The 23,141-nt window shown below is 61.8% G+C and carries 21 protein-coding genes; 12 read left to right on the top strand and 9 right to left on the bottom strand.

Going from position 1 to position 23,141, the window contains the following annotated elements; genetic code table 11:
- Positions 1-4 precede the first annotated feature (4 nt).
- The 7 genes from hutH (LQ231_RS04065) to hutF all read right to left on the bottom strand — a co-directional run bounded on the left by hutH (LQ231_RS04065) (position 5) and on the right by hutF (position 8,505).
- Complete coding sequence (hutH, locus tag LQ231_RS04065) at positions 5-1,540, bottom strand: histidine ammonia-lyase (RefSeq protein WP_230170387.1); 1,536 nt, start codon at positions 1,538-1,540, stop codon at positions 5-7.
- Positions 1,537-2,757, bottom strand: a complete 1,221-nt coding sequence (hutI, locus tag LQ231_RS04060) for an imidazolonepropionase (RefSeq protein ID WP_230170386.1) — start codon at positions 2,755-2,757, stop codon at positions 1,537-1,539. Before hutI ends, hutH (LQ231_RS04065) begins: the two co-directional genes overlap by 4 nt.
- Positions 2,757-4,262 carry a histidine ammonia-lyase gene (gene hutH / locus LQ231_RS04055; protein ID WP_230170385.1) on the bottom strand — a complete coding sequence of 502 codons (1,506 nt, stop codon included), beginning with the start codon at positions 4,260-4,262 and terminating at the stop codon, positions 2,757-2,759. Before hutH (LQ231_RS04055) ends, hutI begins: the two co-directional genes overlap by 1 nt.
- The gene (locus tag LQ231_RS04050) at positions 4,255-5,085 is read right to left on the bottom strand and encodes a glycine betaine/L-proline ABC transporter ATP-binding protein (protein ID WP_230170384.1); all 831 of its coding nucleotides are present in this window, start codon (positions 5,083-5,085) and stop codon (positions 4,255-4,257) included. Before LQ231_RS04050 ends, hutH (LQ231_RS04055) begins: the two co-directional genes overlap by 8 nt.
- Positions 5,078-5,935 carry a proline/glycine betaine ABC transporter permease gene (locus LQ231_RS04045; RefSeq protein ID WP_113139546.1) on the bottom strand — a complete coding sequence of 286 codons (858 nt, stop codon included), beginning with the start codon at positions 5,933-5,935 and terminating at the stop codon, positions 5,078-5,080. The genes LQ231_RS04050 and LQ231_RS04045 overlap by 8 nt, the downstream gene beginning before the upstream one ends.
- Before the next feature lie 110 nt (positions 5,936-6,045).
- Positions 6,046-7,083 carry an ABC transporter substrate-binding protein gene (locus LQ231_RS04040; RefSeq protein WP_230170383.1) on the bottom strand — a complete coding sequence of 346 codons (1,038 nt, stop codon included), beginning with the start codon at positions 7,081-7,083 and terminating at the stop codon, positions 6,046-6,048.
- Positions 7,084-7,134: 51 nt separating this feature from the next.
- Entirely contained in the window at positions 7,135-8,505 is a 1,371-nt protein-coding gene (gene hutF / locus LQ231_RS04035) for a formimidoylglutamate deiminase (protein ID WP_230170382.1), read from the bottom strand.
- Positions 8,506-8,642: 137 nt separating this feature from the next.
- On the opposite strand from hutF, the gene hutC reads away from it, so the two are divergent.
- The gene (gene hutC, locus LQ231_RS04030; protein ID WP_113139549.1) at positions 8,643-9,377 is read left to right on the top strand and encodes a histidine utilization repressor; all 735 of its coding nucleotides are present in this window, start codon (positions 8,643-8,645) and stop codon (positions 9,375-9,377) included.
- A 36-nt stretch (positions 9,378-9,413) separates the two neighbouring features.
- Here the strand turns inward: hutC and LQ231_RS04025 are convergent, their stop codons facing one another.
- The gene (locus tag LQ231_RS04025; RefSeq protein ID WP_113139550.1) at positions 9,414-10,358 is read right to left on the bottom strand and encodes a LysR family transcriptional regulator; all 945 of its coding nucleotides are present in this window, start codon (positions 10,356-10,358) and stop codon (positions 9,414-9,416) included.
- Positions 10,359-10,511: 153 nt separating this feature from the next.
- On the opposite strand from LQ231_RS04025, the gene LQ231_RS04020 reads away from it, so the two are divergent.
- From LQ231_RS04020 to LQ231_RS03990, 7 genes are all read left to right on the top strand, one after another.
- The gene (locus LQ231_RS04020; protein ID WP_113139551.1) at positions 10,512-11,309 is read left to right on the top strand and encodes an alpha/beta hydrolase; all 798 of its coding nucleotides are present in this window, start codon (positions 10,512-10,514) and stop codon (positions 11,307-11,309) included.
- 53 nt (positions 11,310-11,362) lie between these two features.
- Positions 11,363-12,547, top strand: coding sequence for an efflux RND transporter periplasmic adaptor subunit (locus LQ231_RS04015; protein WP_230170381.1), 1,185 nt, complete (start codon positions 11,363-11,365; stop codon positions 12,545-12,547).
- A gap of 122 nt (positions 12,548-12,669) precedes the next feature.
- Positions 12,670-15,876: a multidrug efflux RND transporter permease subunit gene (locus LQ231_RS04010; protein ID WP_230170380.1), complete on the top strand. Its 3,207-nt coding sequence runs from the start codon at positions 12,670-12,672 to the stop codon at positions 15,874-15,876.
- A 184-nt stretch (positions 15,877-16,060) separates the two neighbouring features.
- Positions 16,061-16,765, top strand: a complete 705-nt coding sequence (pyrF, locus tag LQ231_RS04005) for an orotidine-5'-phosphate decarboxylase (protein WP_230170379.1) — start codon at positions 16,061-16,063, stop codon at positions 16,763-16,765.
- A 33-nt stretch (positions 16,766-16,798) separates the two neighbouring features.
- Positions 16,799-17,086: a DUF1330 domain-containing protein gene (locus LQ231_RS04000; protein ID WP_230170378.1), complete on the top strand. Its 288-nt coding sequence runs from the start codon at positions 16,799-16,801 to the stop codon at positions 17,084-17,086.
- 151 nt (positions 17,087-17,237) lie between these two features.
- Positions 17,238-18,218 carry a complex I NDUFA9 subunit family protein gene (locus tag LQ231_RS03995; protein WP_230170377.1) on the top strand — a complete coding sequence of 327 codons (981 nt, stop codon included), beginning with the start codon at positions 17,238-17,240 and terminating at the stop codon, positions 18,216-18,218.
- 189 nt (positions 18,219-18,407) lie between these two features.
- Complete coding sequence (locus LQ231_RS03990) at positions 18,408-18,566, top strand: hypothetical protein (protein ID WP_007598698.1); 159 nt, start codon at positions 18,408-18,410, stop codon at positions 18,564-18,566.
- A gap of 63 nt (positions 18,567-18,629) precedes the next feature.
- Here the strand turns inward: LQ231_RS03990 and LQ231_RS03985 are convergent, their stop codons facing one another.
- Entirely contained in the window at positions 18,630-19,436 is an 807-nt protein-coding gene (locus LQ231_RS03985; protein ID WP_230170376.1) for an undecaprenyl-diphosphate phosphatase, read from the bottom strand.
- A 142-nt stretch (positions 19,437-19,578) separates the two neighbouring features.
- On the opposite strand from LQ231_RS03985, the gene LQ231_RS03980 reads away from it, so the two are divergent.
- From LQ231_RS03980 to LQ231_RS03965, 4 genes are all read left to right on the top strand, one after another.
- Positions 19,579-20,271 (top strand): glutathione S-transferase family protein, encoded by a 693-nt coding sequence (locus tag LQ231_RS03980; RefSeq protein ID WP_113139558.1) that lies wholly within the window; start codon positions 19,579-19,581, stop codon positions 20,269-20,271.
- 11 nt (positions 20,272-20,282) lie between these two features.
- Complete coding sequence (gene queG / locus LQ231_RS03975) at positions 20,283-21,437, top strand: tRNA epoxyqueuosine(34) reductase QueG (protein ID WP_230170375.1); 1,155 nt, start codon at positions 20,283-20,285, stop codon at positions 21,435-21,437.
- Between the two features lie 3 nt (positions 21,438-21,440).
- The gene (locus LQ231_RS03970; protein ID WP_230170374.1) at positions 21,441-22,322 is read left to right on the top strand and encodes an SDR family oxidoreductase; all 882 of its coding nucleotides are present in this window, start codon (positions 21,441-21,443) and stop codon (positions 22,320-22,322) included.
- A 369-nt stretch (positions 22,323-22,691) separates the two neighbouring features.
- Positions 22,692-23,054 carry a septal ring lytic transglycosylase RlpA family protein gene (locus LQ231_RS03965; protein ID WP_113139561.1) on the top strand — a complete coding sequence of 121 codons (363 nt, stop codon included), beginning with the start codon at positions 22,692-22,694 and terminating at the stop codon, positions 23,052-23,054.
- The last annotated feature ends 87 nt before the right edge of the window (positions 23,055-23,141 follow it).

The raw sequence follows: 23,141 nt of genomic DNA, 5'->3' as shown, positions 1-23,141 counted from the left end.
ACGCTCATCCCTCCAATCCCGGCAGCAAGGCATCCGAGACGCTTGCCACCAGCGATCCATCCGCCACCAAAGCACTGGCCGCAGCGAGATCCGGCGCCATGAAGCGATCTTCGTCGAGCGTCGCGACCACCGTGCGCAGCGTGGCGATCGCCTTCTGCAGTTCCGGGCTGGTCGTCAGCGGCGCGCGGAAGTCGATGCCCTGCGCTGCCGTCAGAGCCTCGATGCCGATGATCGAGAACAGGTTCTCCGTCATCTGCAGCAGGCGGCGCGCGCCATGGCAGGCCATAGACACATGGTCTTCCTGATTGGCCGATGTCGGGGTCGAATCGACCGAAGCCGGATGCGACATCTGCTTGTTTTCGCTCATCAGCGCAGCCGAGGTGACTTCGGCGATCATCAGGCCCGAGTTAAGGCCCGGCTTCTTGGCGAGAAACGCCGGTAGGCCATAGGACAGAGCCGGATCGACCAGAAGCGCTACGCGTCGCTGGGCAATCGCGCCGATCTCGCAGACGGCGATGGCGATCTGGTCGGCGGCAAAGGCGACAGGTTCGGCGTGGAAATTACCGCCGGACACAACGCTGTTGTCGGAGAGGACCAGCGGATTGTCGGTCACCGCATTGGCTTCGATTTCCAGCGTGCGGCCAGCCATGCGCAGCAGATCGAGGCAGGCGCCATCGACCTGTGGCTGGCAGCGGATGCAGTAGGGGTCCTGCACACGTTCATCGCCCTGCAGATGGCTTTCGCGGATCACAGATCCTACGAGCAGGCCGCGGAGGGAAGCAGCGGTGTCGATCTGGCCCTTGTGACCGCGCAGCGTATGAATATCGGCGGTGAAAGGCGCGGAAGAGCCCATCGCCGCGTCGGTCGACAACGCGCCGGTGATCAGGGCCGCCTGGGCCGCGCGATGGGCGCGGAAAAGGCCCGCCAGTGCCAGTGCCGTCGAGGCCTGCGTGCCGTTGATCAGTGCCAGCCCCTCCTTGGCGGCCAGCACGACCGGGGTCAGACCGGCCCGCTCAAGTGCCACACGGCCGGGCAGACGCTCACCCTCAAAGAAGGCTTCCGCCTCGCCCATCATCACGGCGGCCATATGGGCCAGCGGCGCCAGATCCCCCGATGCTCCAACCGAGCCCTTTTCCGGGATCAGCGGGGTGACGCCCTTGTCCAGCATACCTTCGATCAACCGCACCAGTTCGAGCCGCACACCGGACGCGCCGCGACCGAGCGAGATCAACTTCAGCGCCATGATCAGGCGGACGATCGCGTCCGGCATCGGTTGCCCGACGCCGCAGCAATGCGACAGGATCAGATTGCGCTGCAGCGTTGCCGTGTCGGCCGCGTCGATCTTGATCGAGGCGAGCTTGCCGAAGCCGGTATTGATGCCGTAGACGGCTTCGTTGCCAGCGGCGATTTCGGCAATGCGGGCGGCCGCGCGTTCGATGCCGGCATCGAAGCTGCGGTCGAGCACCACGCTTTCGCTGTTCCAGTAAATATCGGCGAGCTCGGCCAGCGATACCTGGCCTGGATGAAGCGTGATGGTCATGGGTGATGTCCTCCGGTAATTTTCCCGTTCCAGATCCGCTGATGCAGCGGATTGAAACCGATGCGATAGACCAGCTCAGCCGGGCTCTCGATGGTCCAGATGGCGAGATCTGCCTGCTTGCCGGTCTCGATCGTGCCGAGCGTATCGAGGCGTCCGAGCGCGCGCGCTGCTTCGCGAGTGACGCCCGCCAGGCATTCCTCGACCGTCAGGTGAAACAGCGTCGCACCCATATTCATGGTCAAGAGCAGCGAGGTCAGTGGCGAGGTACCGGGATTGCAATCGGTCGCAAGCGCCATCTTCGTTGCATGCTTGCGGAAAAGCTCAACCGGCGGCTTCTTCGTTTCGCGGATGAAATAATAGGCGCCGGGCAGCAGCACCGCGACCGTGCCGGCCCTCGTCATGGCCGCCGCGCCTTCATCATCGGTATATTCCAGATGATCGGCCGAGAGCGCACCATAGTCTGCTGCAAGCATTGCGCCATGCAGGTTGGACAACTGGTCGGCATGCAGCTTGACCGGCAGGCCCAGGGCCTTGGCTGCATCGAAAACCACGCGCATCTCGTCAACCGAGAAGGCGATGCCCTCGCAGAAGCCATCGACGGCGTCGACCAGACCTTGCGCATGGGCTGCTTCCAGACCGGGCAGGACCACGTCGCGAATGAAATCGCCGTTGCGGCCCTTGTAGTCGGGCGGTGTCGCGTGAGCGCCGAGATAGGTGGTCGTCAGGTTGACCGGACGCTGCGACGCCAGGCTCCGCGCCGCCCGCAGCATCTTCAATTCGTCCTCGACCGTCAGGCCATAGCCGGACTTCACCTCGACCGTCGTCACGCCTTCCGCCATCAAGGTATCGAGGCGCGGCAGGGTCTGGGCAACCAGATCCGCTTCGCTTGCGTCACGAACCTGGCGCACGGACGAGACGATGCCGCCGCCGGCCCGGGCGATTTCTTCGTAGGTTGCGCCGGCCAGCCGCATCTCGAATTCGCGCGCACGGTTGCCGGCATGGACCAGATGCGTGTGGCAGTCGATCAGGCCCGGCGTGATCCACCGGTCTTCGCAGTCGATGACCGTGGCACCACTGGTCGCCGGCAAGCCCTTTTCATCACCGACATAAGCTATCCGACCGTTTTCGATCAGGATCACGCCGTTGTCGATGATGCCGAGGCCAGACAGCGAAGGCGCCAGCGTCGCCAGCCGAGCATTGCGCAGAAGCGTCTTCATCAAACGTTCCCTTCCTGTGAGACGGGCATGGCGGCGATCATTGCGCGCACCTTGGCAACCTCGACATTAAGTGGCCGGTCGTCGCGGTAGAAAGGGACCGTCTCTCGGACCTTACCATAAAGCGCTGCAGTCCGAGACGCCTTGTCCGCCGGGCCAGCCTGCAAGTCATAGGCCTGGGCTGCTGCCATGACTTCGACGGCGAGGATGGTCTGCAGATTGCCGAGGATTGCGAGGGCCTTGTCGGCGGCCGGCGTCGCATGGGTCAGGATATCCTCCTGCAAACCCGAGGTGATGCCGCCGTCGAGGCTTGCGGGCGCTGCAAGACGCCGGTTTTCAGCGACGAGTGCGGCGGCCGTATACTGGATGATCATGAAGCCGGAGGCGACGCCGCTTCCCGCGGCGAGAAAGGCCGGCAGGCCGCTGACCAGCGGATTGACCAGCCGGTCGATCCGCCGTTCCGAAATCGCTGCGAGTTCCGCGGCAGCGGTTGCAAGGCTGTCCATGGCAAGACCGAGGGCCGCCCCCACCGCATGGGCCTGCGAATGCACTTCGGGCGCTTCCGGCGAGCCGGCGACGACCGGATTGTCGGTGACGCTCGCCAGTTCACGATCGACGACGTCTGCGACATGCACCAAGGCATCGCGCACGGCGCCGTGGATCTGCGGCACGGCGCGCAGGCTCAACGGATCCTGCGTGCGGCTTCCAGCTGATTGCGCCAGAAGCGCGCTGCCGGCAAGCCAATGGCGCAGATTGCGGCCGACCTCTTGCAGTCCGGGCGAGTGGCGCAGTGCCAGCGGCATTTCCGCGAAGGGATCGGCCTGTGCGCCCAGGTTCTCATAGCTCATCGCAGCGGCAGCATCGGCCCAACCGGCCAGATGCGACAGACGCGACACGGCCAAGGCGCCAAGCCCGGTGGCGCAGGGCGTGCCGTTGACGAGGCAGAGACCTTCCTTGGCCTGCAGGACGAGCGGCGCTAGGCCAAGCCGGTCGAGTGCTTCGCGCCCGCCGATCAGCGCGCCGCCATGGCGGCATTCTCCCTCACCGATCAGCACGAGGCCGATGGCCGCGGCATGGGTCAGATAGCCAACCGAGCCCTTGGACGGAATAACGGGCAGCATGTCGCCGTTGAGGAGCGCCAGCAGTGTCTCGACCACGGGCAGGCTGACACCGGAATAGCCATGAGCGAAGTTGGCGATCTGCGCAGCCATCACGGCGCGCGTCTCCGCCTTGCCGAGCGGCTCGCCGACCCCGCAGGCATGGCTGAGGATGATGTTTCGGGACAGGGATTGCTGGTCCGCGCGGCTGATGATCACATCGCACAGCGCACCGACGCCGGTATTGATGCCGTAGCCGCGGATTTCGCGCTCAACCAATGCGTCGACGATGCTCCGTGCCGTTTCGATGCGACTCCACGCGGCCTGCGAAAGCGCGAGCGGTGCGCCAGCAGCAACCGAGGCGATGTCGTTCCAGCGCAATGCTCCATCGAGAACGATATCGTCAGCCATGATGCGCCACCTCCGCGCCGGCGCGGCGCTGTACGAAACGGGCAACATAATCGTCCGCCGGCGTGTTGAGGATCTGGCTCGGCGTGCCCACCTGCACCAAGCGGCCATCTTTCAGGATCGCGATCTCGGCACCGATCCGCAGCGCTTCGTCGAGATCGTGGGTGATGAAGACGATCGTCTTCGACAGGTTCTTCTCCAGCTGCAGCAGCTGGTCCTGCATATCGCTCCGGATCAGCGGATCGAGCGCCGAAAATGCCTCGTCCATCAGGATCACGTCGGTGTCGGCGGCCAGCGCACGCGCGAGGCCGACGCGCTGCTTCATGCCGCCGGAAAGCTGGTGTGGATACTTGTTCTCGTAGCCGAGCAGGCCAACGGTTTCGATCCATTTCATGCCGATGGGATGGGCATCTGCTTTGCTGAGTCCACGGACACGCTGGCCGTAGACAACATTCTGCATCACGGTGCGATGCGGCATCAGGCCGAAGCTCTGGAACACCATGCTGACGCGCCGGGTGCGGAATTCGCGCAGATCGCGTGCACCCAGTTCAAGCACGTTGCCGCCATCGACAAGGATCTCGCCACTGGTCGGCTCGATCAGCCGGTTGATATGGCGCACAAGCGTCGACTTGCCCGATCCGGACAGGCCCATGATGACAAAGATACGGGATGCCCCGATTTTCAGGCTGATATCGTTCAGACCGACGCTACATCCGGTGCGCTCGAGGATCTGACCCTTCTCAGCACCCCCGCGCGCCATCACGAGCGCTTCCTGGGCGTTACGGCCGAAGATCTTGTAGACATTGCGGATTTCAATCTCAGCCATTCTGGCCATCCTCCTGGCTGGAGCGGCCGAAGCCCTGGGTGATACGATCGAGCACGATGGCGAGGATGACGATACCGAGGCCCGCTTCCAATCCCTTGCCGACATCCAGAGTCTGGATGCCGTTCAAAACCTGTTCGCCGAGGCCGCGGGCGCCGATCATCGAGGCGACCACGACCATTGAAAGCGCCATCATGATCGTCTGGTTGAGACCAGCCATGATCGTCGGCGTGGCGAGCGGCAATTCGACACCGAACAGGATCTGGCGCGGGCTGCCGCCGAAAGCCGTGGCCGCCTCCACAACTTCCCCATCGACCTGGCGGATGCCGAGATCGGTCAAGCGGATCAGCGGCGGAACGGCATAGACGATTGTTGCCAGCACGGCCGGGACCTTGCCAAGACCGAACAGCATGATCGCGGGAATAAGGTAGACAAAGCTCGGCATGGTCTGCATCACATCGAGAACAGGGAGTGTAATGCTGCGCATCAGGCGGCTCTTGGCCAGCCAGATACCGACTGGCACCCCGATCGCCACCGAAATCAGCGTCGCCATCAGCATTAGCGCCAGTGTCTGCATGGCCAGATCCCAGAGACCCAGAGCGCCGATGGCAAACAGCAGGACGGCAACGGTCGCGACAAGCAACGGCTTGCGCGTCGCCTGCCAGGTCAGTGCCATGAAGGCAAGAATCATCAGCCACCATGGCAGACCGCGAACGATCCATTCGATGAACAGGATAGCCTGCAGGATGGTCTGCGAGATCGCCTTGAAGACGAAGCCGTAATTGACCACCAGCGCCTGGACCGCATCGTTGATCGGCCCGCGAATGGAGATATGAAAGGCGTCAGGAAACATCGCTCAGGTCCTTGGAATGGCGGTCAGTAAATGGAGCTCTGGCCATGCTGCCACCCCGGCATCGGGGTCGCAGACGAGGCCGCGCGCGGAAACGCGCGACCCCTTCAGACTCACTTCAGCGAAGCTTCGATCTTGGCCTTGGCATCGGCGGAAACCCATGCACCCCAGACGTCGCCCTTGGTCTTGAGGAATTCGTTTGCGGCCGCAACCGCATCAGCCTTCTGGTCGACCATGTAGGCGAGGCTCGCATTGACCTCTTCCAGCGGGAAGGTTGCCTTGGCGAGAATGTCGATGATCTCCGGCGCTTCCTTGGCAAAGGTGCTGTTGACCCCATAGGCAACCTCGACTGCCGGGAAGGCGCAACCGGCTTCACGCTTGCCGGTGGCGCTTGTCAGTTCCTTCCAGCAGGCTTCATCGTATGCCGGCTCTTCAAGCTGGACCAGCTTGAACTTGCCCATTACGGCGGTCGGGCTCCAGTAGTAGAACAGCACCGGTTCGCCCTGCAGATAGGCCGAACTGATCGCTGCATCCAATGCCGTGCCTGTGCCTGGGCGGAAGTTCACATAGGTGTCCATCAGCTTGTAAGATTCGAGCTTGGCGGTATTGACGCCTTCGCAGGTCCAGCCCGACGGGCAATTGAGGAAGCGGCCCTTGGACGGCTCTTCCGGATCCTTGAACAGTTCAACGAATTTCGGATCGGAAAGCTGCGAAACGCTCTTCAGATCCGGGGCTGCGGCCTTGATGCCGCGCGCTTCGTCGCCCTTGACGAGATATTCGGGCACGAACCAGCCTTCGGACGCGCCGACAAATGTCTTGCCGACCGAGGTTACCTTGCCGGCTGCGGCAGCATTGTTCCAGACGTCGGAACGGCCGATCCATTCCTCGGCAAAGATCTGCACGTCATTGTTGGCGGTTGCCTGCTCGAGCGTCACCGAATTGCCGGGGATCGAATCCACCTTGCAGTCATAACCCTTGGAAAGGATCGACTTCATTACCTCGGTGATCAGCGCGCCGCTTTCCCAATCAATGCCGGCAAAGGTGACGGTCTTGCCGTCGGTGCAATACGAAGCGGCATTGGCACCCATGGCCGAACCGCCCAGCATCAAAGCCGTCGCGAGAAGTGTGTATTTGAGTTTGGTCGTCAGCATGGAAATTCCCCCTTTTTTTGATTTGCTGATGAATGAAATTCGGTCGATCTTCTAACCGAGCCTCTGAAGAACTTTGCGGAAGTCACGATCAATCGCTTCCTCGTCGCGATGATGTCCGCCGCGAACGACCCACTGACCGGCCACCATCACGTCACGCACGGCATCGTTGCCGGTTGCAAACAGCCAGCGACCGAGAATCTGATCACCGGTGGCGGTCCCGATGAACGGATTGTTGCCATCGAGAACCACCAGATCTGCGCGCGCGCCGATGCGAATCCCGCCTGAACGCAGACCTGCCGCCTGCGCGCCACCCTTGAGAGCGGCGTCAAAAAGCGTTCGACCGACGGAAGCGCCCGGGCCGCTTGCCAAACGATTGCGGCGGCGGTCGCGCAGTCTCTGGCCATATTCGAGCAAGCGCAATTCTTCCGCCACCGTCGTGGCGATATGACTGTCGGTGCCGATGCCGAAGACGCCAGCGTGGCTGACAAAATCCGTTGCCGGGAAAATGCCGTCGCCGAGATTGGCTTCGGTTGCCGGGCAAAGGCCTGCCACCGCGCCCGAACGCGCCAGCCGCGCCGTCTCATCGGCGGTCATGTGGGTCGCATGGATGGCGCACCAACGCTCACTCACCGGCATCTCGTCGAGAAGGTATTCGACCGGGCGACGCCCACTCCAGGCGAGGCAGTCCTCGACCTCACGCTCCTGCTCGGCGACATGGATATGGATCGGGCCGCCGGTGGTTTCGGCTGCGAGGATCGCCCGCATTTCATCCGGCGTCGCTGCCCGCAGCGAATGAATCGCCAGCCCGAGCGTCGCCCCCATGGCATCGCAATCGGGCCGCAATGCTTCGAGCAAGGCGAGATACTCGTCGACGCCATGAATGAAGGGACGCTGTCCCTCGCCCGGCTCTGTTCCGCCAAAACCGGCATGGGCATAAAACACCGGCAGATGGGTCAGGCCGATGCCAGCCCCTTGCGCGGCGCGCAGAATCCGCATCGAGGTTTCGGCCGGGTTCGCGTAGCGACGGCCGCCCGCAGCATGATGGAAATAATGGAATTCGACAATGTGTCCGAAGCCACCTTTGAGAAGTTCACTATACAACTTTGTTGCGACAATCTCGATATCATCCGGCGACATCCGGCCAACCAGCCGATACATGGCGTCGCGCCAGGTCCAGAAACTGTCGTCGGTAGACCCGGCCAGCTCCGCCAGTCCGGCCATGGCACGCTGAAAAGCGTGGGAGTGCAGGTTTTGCAGGGCGGGAACGACGGGATCGGCAATCTCTGCGATGTGCGACACCGCATCGGACTTTGTCTCGAGACCCGCAATCGTGCCGTCGGCGGCAATGGTCACGACAATGTCGGACGCCCAGCCTTGCGGCAGCAATATCTGTTTGCAGAGGAGCTTCTGGGAAGCCATCATTTGCGTAACCTTGCCAAGTTGTATAGGGAACATGGCAGAGTTTTTTCGAAGCGGCAAGTGGCCGCGCAAAAACTTTGTGCTTTAATTCCGGTGCGTATTTTGTATGCACATCACGGGTCTACCGGGAGAAACCAAGCATGTCCGATATTGAGCAGACCGTTCAGGCTGCAGGTCTGCGCGAAATTCCGCTCTACGAGCGCTTGAAGGCAGACATCAAGACACGGATCGAAACCGGCGAATGGCCGGCACATCACCGCGTTCCTTCGGAAAACGAACTGGCGGAAACCCTCAATGTCAGCCGGATGACAGCCAATCGAGCCTTGCGCGAACTGGCGAGCGAAGGTGTAATCGTTCGGGTCCAGGGCCGTGGGTCTTTCGTTGCGACCAAAAAGCGAAGTGCTGCGTTCATGGGCGTTCGCAACATCGCCGACGAGATCACCGAACGCGGCTCCGTCCATACCGCACAGGTCATCCTCGCCCAGACGGAGGTCTGCGGTCATGAACTTGCCGAGGCGATGAATATCGAAGTCGGGTTATCGGCGTTTCACTCCGTCATCCTGCATCACGAGGACGAGGTGCCGATCCAGCTCGAGGATCGCTTCGTCAATCCCGCCGTGGCGCCCGACTACCTGGCGCAGGACTTCCAGTCGATCACGCCCAACGCCTATCTGACACGTATCGCACCGATCTCGCATACGGAGCAGTTTGTCGAAGCGGTGCTGCCGCAGCCGTGGGAATGCAAGCATTTGTCGATTGCGCGCTCGGAGCCCTGCCTGCTGATCCGGCGGCGCACATGGTCGGCGGAGCGGATCGTCACCTCGGTGCGCCTTCTCTATCCGGGCAGTCGCTACCGGTTGGTCAGCAGTTCATGACCCGCTGAATTCACCCGCGCGCCAAAACACGCGCGATCATGCCGAGACTGCGCAGCTCGCTTTGCGGACCGGGATTTGTTCCCGCCCGACCGCCTGCAACTCCTTGGCCAGCCAATCGACAAAGACGCGGACCTTGTTGCTCAGATGCCGGGTCTGCGGATAAACGACATAGAGCGGCAGCGGATCGCGCCGCCACTCGGTCAGCACGGGAACGAGTTCCCCTTTTTCGGCCGCGGCGCTGACCATGAATTCCGGTGCCTGGATCACGCCCATGCCGGAAATGGCCGCGTTGACATAGGAGCGGCTATCATTGATCGAAACGATATAATTGGGCGAAATCTCAAGCGCCTCGCCCTGTCGCTCGAAGTCCATCGGCATGACCCGCCCTGACTGGGCATTGAGGTAGCCGACGCAGAAATGCTCCGATTCCAGCTCCTTCGGATGCTTCGGCTCACCGAAATTCTCGATGTAGAATGGCGCGGCGTAAGTCTGCATCTCCAGTTCGCCGACCTTGCGCGCAACCAGCGAAAGGTCGGTCGGCGTCCCAGCCCTCAACGCGCAATCGACGTTTTCGGCGATGTAGTCGACCAGCCTGTCACCGACACCGATATCGAGCCGGATATCGGGATAACGCATGTAGAAATCGCAGATCGCAGGCATCACGACGAGATCGGCAAAAACGCCTGCCATTTCAACGCGCAAGCGTCCCGACGGCTGGGTCTGTGCGCTGGAAAAACTGCCGTCCAGTTCCTCCAGTTCACTGAGCAATTGCGTGGCGCGTTCATAATAGAGGGCGCCCTCTGTCGTCACCATGACCCGACGTGTGGTGCGGTTGAGCAAGGTGGTGCGCAAATGCGCCTCCAGGCCCTGGATCAGGTTGGTCACGGAGGTCTTCGGCATGCTCAGGCTGCTTGCCGCGCGGGTGAAATTGCCAGTCTCCACCACCCGGACGAAAACTCGCATGGCCGATAGCTGATCCATGACCCCTCCTTGTGCGTCGCACCATTATCCTTGAATTCGGAATAGTATTATCACAATCGGCATGCTTGTGCATATTAATCGGGATAATAATATTGTTCCCAAGTGATGACCAGCCGTCGCCACCTTTTATGGGGTGCCGCCAAAGGTAATTCAATGAAAGCGCAGTGGGAAAACATAGCCCTGAACGGGCCGTCGGCTTCGCCGTTGAGCGTGCGTATCTACCAGGGTGCGTCCGTGACGAAGTCGTCACCGTTGGTGCTCTACCTGCGTGGCGGCGCGTTCCTCGGGTCTGAGCTCGACGACCGTGAACGCCCCGTTGCCCGGGCGCTGGCTGACACCGGCGCCTTCGTGGTCGAAGCGGATTACAGCCGCCAGTCGCGCAACGCCTTTCCGCATGTGCTGGACTGCGCATTCAACGCATTGAACTGCCTGAACAGCCGGCGAAAGAAATCCGGCTACGGCAAATCGCTGCTTCTCGTGGTTGGCGAAGAGGCCGGCGGCAATGTAGCGGCCGGGGTTGCCCTGAAGGCACGGGATCTCATTCCCGGCGAACTCGACGGACAAATCCTGTTGTCGCCGATGATCGATCCGCTGATGACCACGGCATCGTTTCGCGAAGCAGACAGGATCGGCATGCGGCAGCGCTGGTCTGACGGCTGGAGCCGCTATCTGTCGCTGGCTGGGAATTTCTCCCATCCCTACGCGGCGCTTTGCCAATGCACCCGGCTTGCCGGCGTCGCGCCGGCGCTGGTGCTGACGGCGGACAACGATCCGCTTCGCGACGAGGCAATCGCCTATGCGACGCGGCTGAAAAAGGCAGGCGTGCCTGTCACGCGACACAGTTTCCCGGCGTCTTCCGGATGGACGGGCATATACGGCGACGAAAGCGGTGACTGGCTCAAGCCCTTGTGTCGCCAGTTCGAAGATTTCGTCGCCGACCTGAAACATTGAAATGTGCATTTAAAACAACATGACGGGCTCGATTTCGAGCCAAGGAGACCAAGATGACGTCGAAGAAGCTACGCTGGGCCCTGTGGGGCGCCGGCCTCAGTGTTGCCGTGTCCCTGACAGGCGCTGTGTTTCACTTCAATCCGCCGAACGTGGCCAATGCCGCCTCGACAGATGCCGCCGCCGCTGCGCCCGCGATCCCGGTCACTGTGACCGCCGTCGAGCCGCGCAAGGTGACAATCTGGCAGGAGTTTTCCGGCCGTCTGGAAGCCGTCGACCGGGTCCAGCTTCGGTCGCGGGTGGCGGGTGCTGTGCAGTCCGTACACTTTCGCGAAGGCAGCATGGTCAAGGCCGGAGACCGGCTGATCACCATCGATCCCGCGCCTTATGCAGCCCTGGTTGCCCAGGCGGAAGGTCAGGTCGCCTCGGCCCAGGCCCGTGTCGATCTGGCTCTGACCGAGCTTGACCGCGGCAAGACCCTGTCGTCGCGCAATACCATTTCGCAGAGCGATCTGGCCCAGCGCGAAAGCACCCACAAGGAGGCGCTTGCCGCCCTCCAGTCGGCGACGGCCCAGCTCAAGTCTGCGCAGCTTAATCTCGACTACACCGAAATCCGCGCGCCGATCAACGGACGCGTCGGCAAGCTCGAAATCACACCCGGCAATCTGGTCGCCGAAGGCTCCGGCTCGACGCCGTTGACGACCCTGGTGTCGTCCGACCCGATCTATGCGAGCTTCGATGCGGGCGAGGAACTGGTCAGCCGGGCGCTCGCCAGCCTGCCGGTCGAAAACGGCCTGCCGGCCATTGAGCGCATTCCGGTGGAAATCGGCACGCTGGCCGACGAAGGAACGCCGATCCACGGCAAGTTGCAACTCGTTGATAACGAGGTCAATGCGGCCAGCGGTACGATCCGTGTCCGCGCCGTCTTCGACAATCCCGAGGGTCGTCTGATCCCAGGCCAGTTCGTGCGGGTACGCATGGGTCAGCCGGAAAGCGACAACCAGCTTCTGATCAGCGAAAAGGCAATCGGCACCGACCAGGACAAGAAATTCGTCTTCGTCGTCGATGCGAACAACACGGTTGCCTATCGGCAGGTGGTGCTCGGCCTCTCGGTCGACGGCATGCGCATCGTCGAAAAGGGCCTGAATGCCGGCGACCGGATCGTTGTCAACGGACTGCAGCGCATCCGCCCCGGCGCGGTTGTCGATCCGCAGGCCGAAGCCAAGGTCGCCAACAACTGATTGACGGCCGGCAGCCCCGCGCCGCCGGCCCTTCGTGATCCACCGCCATCCTCCCCGCAGCCACCCCGCTGCGGGACAGGTTTTTCTCGCCTCTTGTTCATCCCCAGAGAGAGGGTTTTGACATGAATATCTCCAGGTTCTTTATCGACCGGCCGGTCTTTGCCGGCGTGCTGTCGATCCTGATCATGGTCGCAGGTCTGATCGGAATGCGATCCCTGCCGATCTCCGAATATCCCGACGTCGTTCCGCCATCTATCGTGGTGCGTGCCGTCTATCCGGGTGCAAACCCGACCGTGATTGCAGAAACGGTGGCGACCCCGCTCGAAGAGCAGGTCAACGGCGTCGAGGACATGCTCTACATGTCCAGCCAGGCGACATCGGACGGCGTGCTGACGCTGACCGTGACGTTCAAGCTCGGCACCGATGCCGACAAGGCGCAACAATTGGTGCAGAACCGCGTCTCCCAGGCGGAACCGCGCCTGCCGGCGGAAGTGCGTGCCCTCGGCGTGACCACGGTCAAGAGTTCGCCGGACTTCATCATGGTGGTCAACCTGGTCTCCACGGTGGACGACTACGACATCACCTATCTGCGCAACTATGCGACGCTGAACGTAAAAGACAGGCTTGCCCGTATCCAGGGTGTCGGCCAGGTTCAGGTCTTCGGTGCCGGCGACTACTCGATGCGTGTGTGGATCGATCCGCAGAAGGCGGCCGAACATTCGCTCGCCGCCAGCGACATCACCGACGCCATCCGCGGCCAGAACGTCCAGGCCGCAGCCGGCATCATCGGCGCCTCGCCAAGCCTGCCGGGCGTCGACCTGCAGCTCAACGTCAATGCGCAGGGCCGTCTGCAGACGCCTGAGGAATTCGGCAACATCATCGTCAAGAGCGGTGCAAACGGCGAAATCACCCGCCTGCGCGACGTTGCCCGCATCGAGCTTGGCGCTGCAGACTACACGCTGCGCTCGCTGCTGGACGGCCAGCCGGCGGTCGCAGTCGCCGTGCTTCAGGCCCCCGGCTCGAACGCGATCGAGATCGCCGACAATGTCCGGGCGACCATGGACGAGTTGCAACTCGCCATGCCGACAGGGGTGAAATACGAGATTGCCTATGACACCACCAAGTTCGTGCGGGCTTCGATCGAAAAGGTCGTCGACACGCTGCTTGAGGCCGTGGCGCTCGTCGTTCTCGTCGTCATCATATTCCTGCAAACCTGGCGCGCATCGATCATTCCGCTGATCGCCGTACCCGTCTCGATCATCGGCACATTCGCCGTGATGTATGCCTTCGGCTTCTCGATCAACGCATTGACGCTGTTCGGGCTGGTGCTCGCCATCGGCATCGTGGTCGATGACGCGATCGTCGTCGTCGAAAACGTCGAGCGCAACATCGAAAACGGCCTCAGTCCACGCGATGCGACCTACAAGGCAATGAAGGAAGTTTCCGGCCCGATCATCGCGATCGCGCTGGTGCTGGTCGCCGTCTTTGTGCCACTTGCCTTCATCTCCGGCCTTTCCGGCCAGTTCTACCGGCAGTTCGCCCTGACGATCGCCATCTCGACGGTCATCTCGGCGATCAACTCGCTGACCCTGTCGCCGGCGCTGGCTGCCCTTCTGTTGAAGGACCATCACGCACCGAAGGATTGGCTGACCCGGTTCATGGACCGGATCTTCGGCTGGTTCTTCCGCGGCTTCAACCGGGCCTTCGGCGCGGCATCGAACAGCTATGCCCGCGGCGTCGGCGGTCTGCTGTCGCGCAAGTCGCTGGTGATGATCGTCTATCTCGGACTGGTGGCACTCACCTATACAACGTTCAGCGCTGTTCCCGGCGGCTTCGTGCCGGCGCAGGACAAGCAGTATCTGATCGGCTTTGCCCAGCTGCCGGACGGCGCCACCCTCGACCGCACGGAAGAGGTGATCAAGAAAATGAGCGACATCGCGCTGGAACAGCCCGGCGTCGCCCATGCCATCGCCTTCCCAGGCCTGTCGATCAACGGCTTCACCATCGGCTCGAATGCCGGCATCGTGTTCGCCGTTCTCGACGATTTCGAGGAGCGTACATCGCCGGAACTTTCGGGCGGCGCCATCGCCATGGCGCTGAACCAGAAATATGCCGGCATCCAGGATGCCTTCATCGCCATGTTCCCGCCGCCGCCGGTCAACGGCCTCGGCTCGACGGGCGGTTTCAAGCTGCAGATCGAGGACCGCGCCGGTCTCGGCAATCTCGCCCTCGATGAGGCCACCAAGGCCTTTATCGCCAAGGCCTACCAGACACCGGAACTCGCCGGCATCTTCTCGAGCTACCAGATCAACGTGCCGCAGCTCTATGCCGATCTCGATCGCGCCAAGGCCGAGCAGCTCGGCGTCTCGGTCTCGGATGTCTTCGAAACACTGCAGATCTATCTCGGCTCGCTCTATGTCAACGACTTCAACGCCTTTGGCCGTACCTACAGCGTGCGCGTCCAGGCGGATGCCAAGTTCCGCGCCAAGGCCGAGGATATCAGCCAGTTGAAGGTGCGCTCGCAGTCGGGCCAGATGATCCCGCTGTCGGCACTGCTAAAGGTCGATGCCACGACCGGACCGGAACGCACAACACGCTACAACGGCTTCCTGTCTGCCGATATCAACGGCGGCCCGGCACCGGGCTTCTCGTCGGGCCAGGCACAGGCGGCGATCGAAAAGATCGCCGACGAAACGCTGCCTGCCGGGATCGATTTCGAATGGACGGATCTCACCTACCAGCAGATCCTCGCCGGCAATTCCAGCATCGTTGTCTTCCCGCTGGCCTTGCTACTCGTCTATCTGGTGCTGGCTGCCCAGTATGAAAGCCTGACGCTACCGATCGCGATCATCATGATCGTGCCGATGGGCGTGCTTGCTGCATTGACCGGTGTGTGGCTGACGGGGGGAGACAACAATATCTTCACCCAGATCGGTCTGGTGGTGCTTGTCGGACTATCGGCGAAGAATGCGATCCTGATCGTCGAATTCGCCCGCGAACTCGAGTTCGAAGGTCGGACGCCGGTCCGGGCAGCGATCGAGGCCAGCAAGTTGCGCCTGCGCCCGATCCTGATGACGTCGATGGCCTTCATCATGGGTGTCGTGCCGCTGGTCGTGTCCACCGGCGCGGGTGCGGAAATGCGCTCGGCCATGGGTGTCGCGGTGTTCTCCGGCATGATCGGCGTGACCTTCTTCGGCATCTTCATGACGCCGGTCTTCTATGTCCTGCTGCGCAGGCTCGCCGGCAACCGGCCGCTGGTCCAGCATGACCGGGAACCGGCCAACAGCCAGACGGCCACAGGCGTTGAACATTCCGTCGCTGCGGAATGACATAAAGCCACCTTGCAAGCCGATGACATGGGCGGGATCTTCCCGCCCATGTCCGTTTTCAGATCCTGCGCGTCCGGCTTGCCACATCCATCGACTGCACCGATGAAAGCCGTCTCTTCTCTCTTGCAGATCTTTCCGTGCCGTGCGACTGGACGGCCATGGAGATCTGACAGGAGTAAGCCCCTTGAGCGCACGTGACCGTCTCATCGTCGGACTGGACGTCCCCACCATAACCGAGGCCGAGGCCATCGTCGCCCAACTCGGGGACAGCGTTTCCTTCTACAAGATCGGCTACCAGCTGGTCTTTGCCGGCGGCCTGGAATTTGCCCGCGACCTTGCCCAGAGCGGCAAGAAGATCTTCCTCGACATGAAGCTGCTCGACATCGACAACACGGTCGCCTCCGGCGTCGAAAACATCGCCAAGATGGGCATGTCGATGCTGACTTTGCATGCCTATCCGAAGGCGATGCGTGCTGCCGTCGAAGCAGCCAAAGGTTCGGATCTATGCCTGCTCGGCGTCACGGTGCTGACCTCGATGGACGAACAGGACCTGGTCGATGCCGGCTACGAATATGATCCGCATACGCTGGTGCTGAAGCGCGCCGAGCAGGCGCGCGCCGCCGGCATGGGCGGCATCGTCTGTTCGGCGGAAGAATCCGCCGCCGTGCGTTCGATCATCGGCCCGGATATGGCGCTGGTGACACCGGGTATCCGGCCTGCCGGCGCCGACAAGGGCGACCAGAAGCGGGTGATGACGCCCGCCGATGCACTCAAAGCCGGCTCGAGCCATCTCGTCGTCGGCCGCCCGATCGTCAAGGCAGCCGACCCGAAGGCGGCGGCTCTGGCGATCCTTGCGGAAATGGACGCGGCGCTTCAAGCCGCTCGCTGACACTGGGTTCATTCACGAAAGGGAGAGAAGAGCATGGCCAAGGGATACTGGATTGCGCATGTCACCGTTCGGGACGCCGAGCGCTACAAGGACTATGTCGCCGCGGCAAAGCCGGCGTTTGAGAAATACGGCGCAAACTTCCTCGCGCGTGGCGGTGATGTCACCGAGCTCGAGGGCAATGTCCGGCCGCGCAACGTGATCATCGAGTTTCCGTCGCACCAGGCGGCGGTCGATTGCTACAATTCACCGGAATACCAGATTGCCGCCAAAATCCGCCAGGACGTGGCCGATGCGGACATGATGGTCGTCGAGGGTATCTGAGGCTGTTTGTCTCGCCCGCACGGGCCTGATCAGCCCTTTCGCTGCGGCTGCGATTCGGCTAAGACAAGCCACAATCCATGGGCGTCTTGCGCGCCGATGCCGTTCAATCGCAGTTCAAATGCAGTCCAGATTCAGTCCAGGGGAGCCCACCATGACCTTGTCGAACCTTCCGCCGCTCGTCACCGTCTTCGGAGGCTCGGGCTTCGTGGGGCGGCATGTCGTTCGGGCTCTGGCACGTCGCGGCTACCGTATTCGTGTTGCCGTCCGCCGTCCCGATCTTGCCGGCTTCCTGCAGCCGCTCGGCAATGTCGGCCAGATATCCTTCGTCCAGGCGAACCTCCGCTATCGCGGATCGATAGACAAGGCCGTGCAGGGCGCCGATCATGTGGTCAACTGCGTCGGCATCCTGTTTGAAAACGGCCGCAACAGCTTCGACGCCGTACAGGAATTCGGCGCCCGTGCCGTCGCTGAAGCCGCGCGTGCAGCCGGTGCCCGCCTGACGCATATCTCTGCCATCGGTGCCGATGCGCAGTCTTCGTCCATCTACGCCTCGACCAAGGGTCGTGCGGAAGCCGCGATCCAGTCGACCCTCCCCGATGCGACGATCCTGCGGCCGTCGATCGTGTTTGGACCGGAAGACAGCTTCTTCAACAAGTTCGCCGCCATGGCCCGCATCTCGCCTTTCCTGCCGCTGGTGGGCGGCGGCAAGACGAAGTTTCAGCCGGTGTATGTCGAAGATGTCGCCGAAGCCGTTGCGCTCTCTGTCGACGGCAAGATTGCCTCCGGCAAGATCTACGAACTCGGCGGGCGCGACGTGCTGACCTTCAAGCAGTGTCTGCAGACCATGCTCGAGGTGATCGGCCGCAAGCGTGCGCTCGTGCCCATGCCGTTTAGCATTGCCTCGATGATCGGCAGCATTGCCTCCGCCATTCCGCTGATCACGCCGCCATTGACCAGCGACCAGGTCACGCTGCTGAAGCGCGACAACGTCGTGTCGGACGGTGCCAAGGCCGAAGGCCGTACCCTCGAAGGCATGGGGATCCAGCCGGTCAAGGTCGCCTCCATCCTGCCGACCTATCTGGTGCATTTCCGCCCGCACGGCCAGTTCACCGGTTCCGGCAAGGCCGCCTGAGGGCGGCCCGACGCAGGTCAACTGTTTCGACGTTGCACAAATGACGCAGTCGCGGAAACACCTGCGTTAACCGCGGATAAAGCAAGATCCTCTATTGATGCCTCCGACGGCAATGCGTAAAGACTCGGCCCCAACGGCAGGGCGAGAATGAACGCTAGCCCAAGTCTTTTACACCTCATGAGGCATTTTATGGGCAAGTCCATCGCACTGTTCTTTGCGTGTGCGGCATTGGTGATCATCGCCGGTTCGTTCCTCGCACCTTCGACAGTGGCAGCACGCAAGGGCAATTGCTCCCCGGCCTATGGCGTCGATCCGTGCAGCACGAGCTCGATCACGGCGTCCGAATAAGACACAACAAAAAGGGCCACCCAATCAGGTGGCCATTTTTGTATCGTGCGGTCGGACTTGAGCTTAACGGCTGAGTAGCAGACCGACCAACCCTATGGTCCCGATCACGATCCGCCACCAGGCGAACGGCGCATAACCACGCTTCGAGACAAAATCCAGCAAAGACCTGACCACCAGCAGCGCCGTGAAAAACGCCGCCACGAAGCCGATCGCGATGATCGTGCCGTCGTCGAAACTCAGCGCGTCGCGGTTCTTGTAGAGATCGAGCGCAAAGGCGCCGGCCATAGTCGGCATGGCCAGAAAGAACGAAAACTCGGCCGCGGAACGCTTGTCCGCCCCGAGCAATAGCGCACCCACGATGGTCGCGCCGGACCGCGAGGTGCCGGGGATCATCGCAACACACTGGCAAAAACCGATCTTCAACGCCAGCGACAGCGGATATTGCGTGACGTCGGTATATTTCGGCGTCAAAGGCTGGCGATCGATCCACAAAAGCACGAACCCGCCGAGGATCAGCACGACACAGATCAGCATCGGCGTCTCGAACAGCACGGTCTTAATGAAATCATGCGCCAGCGCGCCGATGACGGCGGCCGGCAGGAAGCCGATCAGCACCGCCATCACGAAACGACGGCTTTCAGGGCTGGACGGCAGCGACAGCGCAATGCCGAGCAGCTTGGTAAAATAGACACTGAGGATCGCCAGGATCGCACCCAGCTGGATCAGCACGGCGAAGGTATTGCCCGGTGATTCGAAACCGAGGAAATGGCCGGCGAGAAGAACATGAGCCGTCGAGGAAACGGGAATGAATTCCGTCAGACCCTCGATAAGGCCGAGCACGAGGGCGCTGATGATGGATTGGTCTTCCATGGAAACTCTTTCAGGGCGGGATGGCGAAGCGATTTGCTTGTATTGCGGTAACCAAGCTCCTATAGCTTGGAAGCCGAGGTCATGACCAGTCGCCTCTCGCACGGGCGTACCGGCAGGCGAAATTCCAAGAATTCGAGTAACAATGCCGACCCTCTACCACCACTCCATGTCCACATCGTCGCGGTTCATCCGTCTGGTGCTCTCCGAATACGGCTTCCAGGTCGATCTCGTCGAAGAACAGACATGGGAGAAGCGTCGGGAATTTCTGGCCTTCAATCCATCCGGCACTCTGCCCGTCTATGTTGACGACAATATGCGCGCGCTCTGCGGCCCAATGGTGATTTCGGAATTCCTCGACGAGACCCATGGCGTGTTGAAGCGCGACCGGCGGTTGCTGGCCGAAGATCCGTTCCAGCGGGCGGAAATCCGCCGGCTGACCGAGTGGTTCCTGCAGAAGATGGAGCAGGATGTCACCAAGCCGCTGGTCCGCGAACGGGTTTACAAGCTGATCATCCCGAACGGCCTTGGCGGCGGCGCCCCGGATTCCAAGATCCTGCGCACCGCACGCGGCAATATTCGCCAGCACATGAAATATCTGAGCTGGCTTGCCGGATCACGGCAATGGCTGGCGGGCGAACGGCTGAGCTATGCCGATCTCGCGGCGGCCTCTGCCGTGTCTGTGCTCGATTATCTCGGCGAGATCGAATGGGTGGAATTCCCGGTTGCCAAGGAATGGTACCAGCGGCTGAAATCGCGTCCGTCCTTCCGCCCGCTGCTGACCGAGCGCCTGCGCGGCCTCACACCCGTGTCGCATTACGCCGATCTCGATTTCTGACGGATCCGGCCATGGACGAGCCGCAGAGCGATCCGAAGGTCATCAAGCGGCGGACCGATCTCACCGGCTTCCTGCGCAAGGAGGCCGCGGCCCAGGGCTTCGATCTCTGTCGCATCACGCTGCCCGACGCCATTCCACAGGCACCGGAACGTCTCCAGCACTTCGTCGACGCCGGACGCCATGGCACGATGGCCTGGATGGAAGAGACGATCGAACGCCGCGGCGATCCGCGTGTACTCTGGTCCGACGTGCGCTCCATCGTGATGTTCGGGATGAACTACGGTCCCGACGAAGATCCCCGCGCGTTGCAGGCGCTGCCGGACAAGGCTGCCATTTCCGTCTATGCCCGCAATCGCGACTATCATGACGTCATCAAGGGCCGCCTGAAGGAGATCGCCACACGTTTTGCCGCCAGAGCCGGCGCCGACGTCAAGGTCTTCGTCGATACGGCCCCGGTAATGGAAAAGCCGCTGGCTGCCGCAGCCGGCCTCGGCTGGCAGGGCAAACACACCAATCTGGTCAGCCGCGAATTCGGATCCTGGCTGTTTCTCGGCAGCCTGTTCACCACCGCAGAGCTTGAGATCGATGAGGGCGAGCGCGACCATTGCGGCTCCTGCCGGGCCTGTCTCGACGCCTGCCCGACCGACGCCTTTCCGGCGCCCTACCAGATCGACGCCCGGCGCTGCATTTCCTATCTGACGATCGAGCACAAGGGCGTCATCGACGCGGCGCTCCGGCCGGCTTTCGGCAACCGGATCTATGGCTGCGACGACTGTCTGGCGGCCTGTCCGTGGAACAAGTTCGCGGCCGAAGCGCGCGAGATGAAGCTCAAGGCCCGCGAGGACCTGAAGGCGCCGGACATTGCCTTCTTCCTGACGCTGGACGACAGCCGGTTTCGCACCTATTTCAGCGGTTCACCGGTGAAACGCATCGGTCGAGACCGTTTCGTGCGCAACGTGCTGATCGCGGCCGGCAATTCCGGTTCGGCAGCCCTTGTTCCGTCCTGCGAAAGCCTGCTGGACGATGGATCCGCCGACGTGCGCGGCATGGCTGTCTGGGCGCTGGCGCGGCTGGCTTTGCCCGATCGTTTCGCCGCGCTGCGCCGGGAGCATTTGCCCCGGGAAGCCGACGACACGGTCCGGGCTGAATGGATGATGGAGACCTGATAGATGCGCATGATGATTTTCGGAGCCGGGTATTCGGGCAAGGCGATCGGCCGTCAGATGGCCGCTCAGGACATCTGGGTCGGCGGCACGAGCCGTAGCGCCGACAAGGCCGAGGCGCTTCGGGGAGCCGGGCTTCAACCCTATATCTATGATGGACAGGTTCTCTCCGACGAACTCATGCAGGTCCTGGCCGGCGTCACCCATCTGGTCCAGTCGATCGCGCCCGGCCGTGATGGCGATCCGTTGATCAGTCTATTTGGTGAAAACGGTTTGCGCGCCGCCATGCCCAAACTTGAATGGCTCTGCTATCTCTCCACCGTCGGCGTCTACGGCGATCACGACGGCGCCTGGGTCAACGAGGAGACGGCACTCAAGCCGGTCTCCGTGCGATCGGTCGAGCGCGTCGAAGCCGAAACGGCATGGACGGCTCTGGCGCAGCGCGACGGCCTGCCGCTTGCGATCCTGCGGCTATCGGGCATCTATGGCCCCGGCCGCAACACCTTCATCAACCTCGAACAGGGAACCGCGCGGCGGCTGGTGAAGAAGGACCAGGTGTTCAATCGCATCCGCGTCGAGGACATCGCATCAGCTACAGCGTTTCTGGCCGGTCCCCGGACAGCCGGCGTCTTCAATGTCACGGACGACATGCCGAGCCCGCCACAGGATGTTGTCACCGAGGCAGCCCGACTGATGGGGATCGAAGCACCGGCCGAGCAGCCGTTCGAAACCGCAGAGCTCACCCCGATGGCGCGTTCCTTCTATGGCGAGAACAAGCGGGTTTCCAACGCCAAGATCAAGGCGCTCGGATTTGATTTCCACTTCCCGAACTACTACCAGTCCCTGCAGGATCTACTGTCCTCGGGCCGCTGGAACAAACCGGCCTGACAGTCGTTTTACCGGGTCAGGCTGCAGCTGGATCGCTCCCGGCTGCCCCTACAGATTGGGCCTTCACCACCAGACAGCCACAATTAGGGCGGCAAATGTGACGATCCGAATGAATTTTTCTTCGTTTATTTTGTGATCGCACATCTCCGGGCGACTCGAGGAATAAGATTCCTCCGTTCCAACTGGATTCAATAGGTTTTTTCTTCCCGTTTAGACTTCATTAAGGTGAATATTTTCTGCGAATCAATCACGCATGTGACGTCATGTAACATTACGTGATCACGCAAGGGCACGTTTTTGCCACTTTTCACCCCGCTTAGCCGTTTCCAAGCAATAATCTGCTCGTGTCAACGACTAGGGAAATGAAACTTGACGAATAACCGGCGCTCTATTTTCACCATTGCAACTATAGCTGCACTCTGTGCTTTCGCGCCGATCAGTGCAGAAGCTGCATCGTCCTGTGGCGGCGCATCCTGGTATGCCCTGCACTCCAAGACAGCTTCCGGTGAACGTATGAACCCGTCGCAGATGACCGCCGCGCACAAGAGCCTGCGCTTCGGCACCAAGATCAAGGTGACCAATCGCAACAATGGCAAGAGCGTTGTGGTTCGCGTCAACGACCGTGGCCCGTTCATCCGCGGCCGCGTGCTCGACCTGTCGAAGGCCGCCGCCCAGAACATCGGCATGATCCGTTCCGGCCACGCCAAGGTCTGTTACGAAATTATCCGCTAAGCCTAACTTTGGACAAGGGTAACGGCGAATTGCCGGATCGCGGGCCAAAGCGCTTGCTCTTCCTCCGGTTCGCCGCTACCACGCTCT

The sequence above is a fragment of the Rhizobium sp. CECT 9324 genome (genome assembly GCF_918741265.1).
In the GTDB taxonomy this organism is placed as follows: Bacteria; Pseudomonadota; Alphaproteobacteria; order Rhizobiales; family Rhizobiaceae; genus Allorhizobium.
This window is presented reverse-complemented; position numbering and strand designations above follow the sequence as displayed.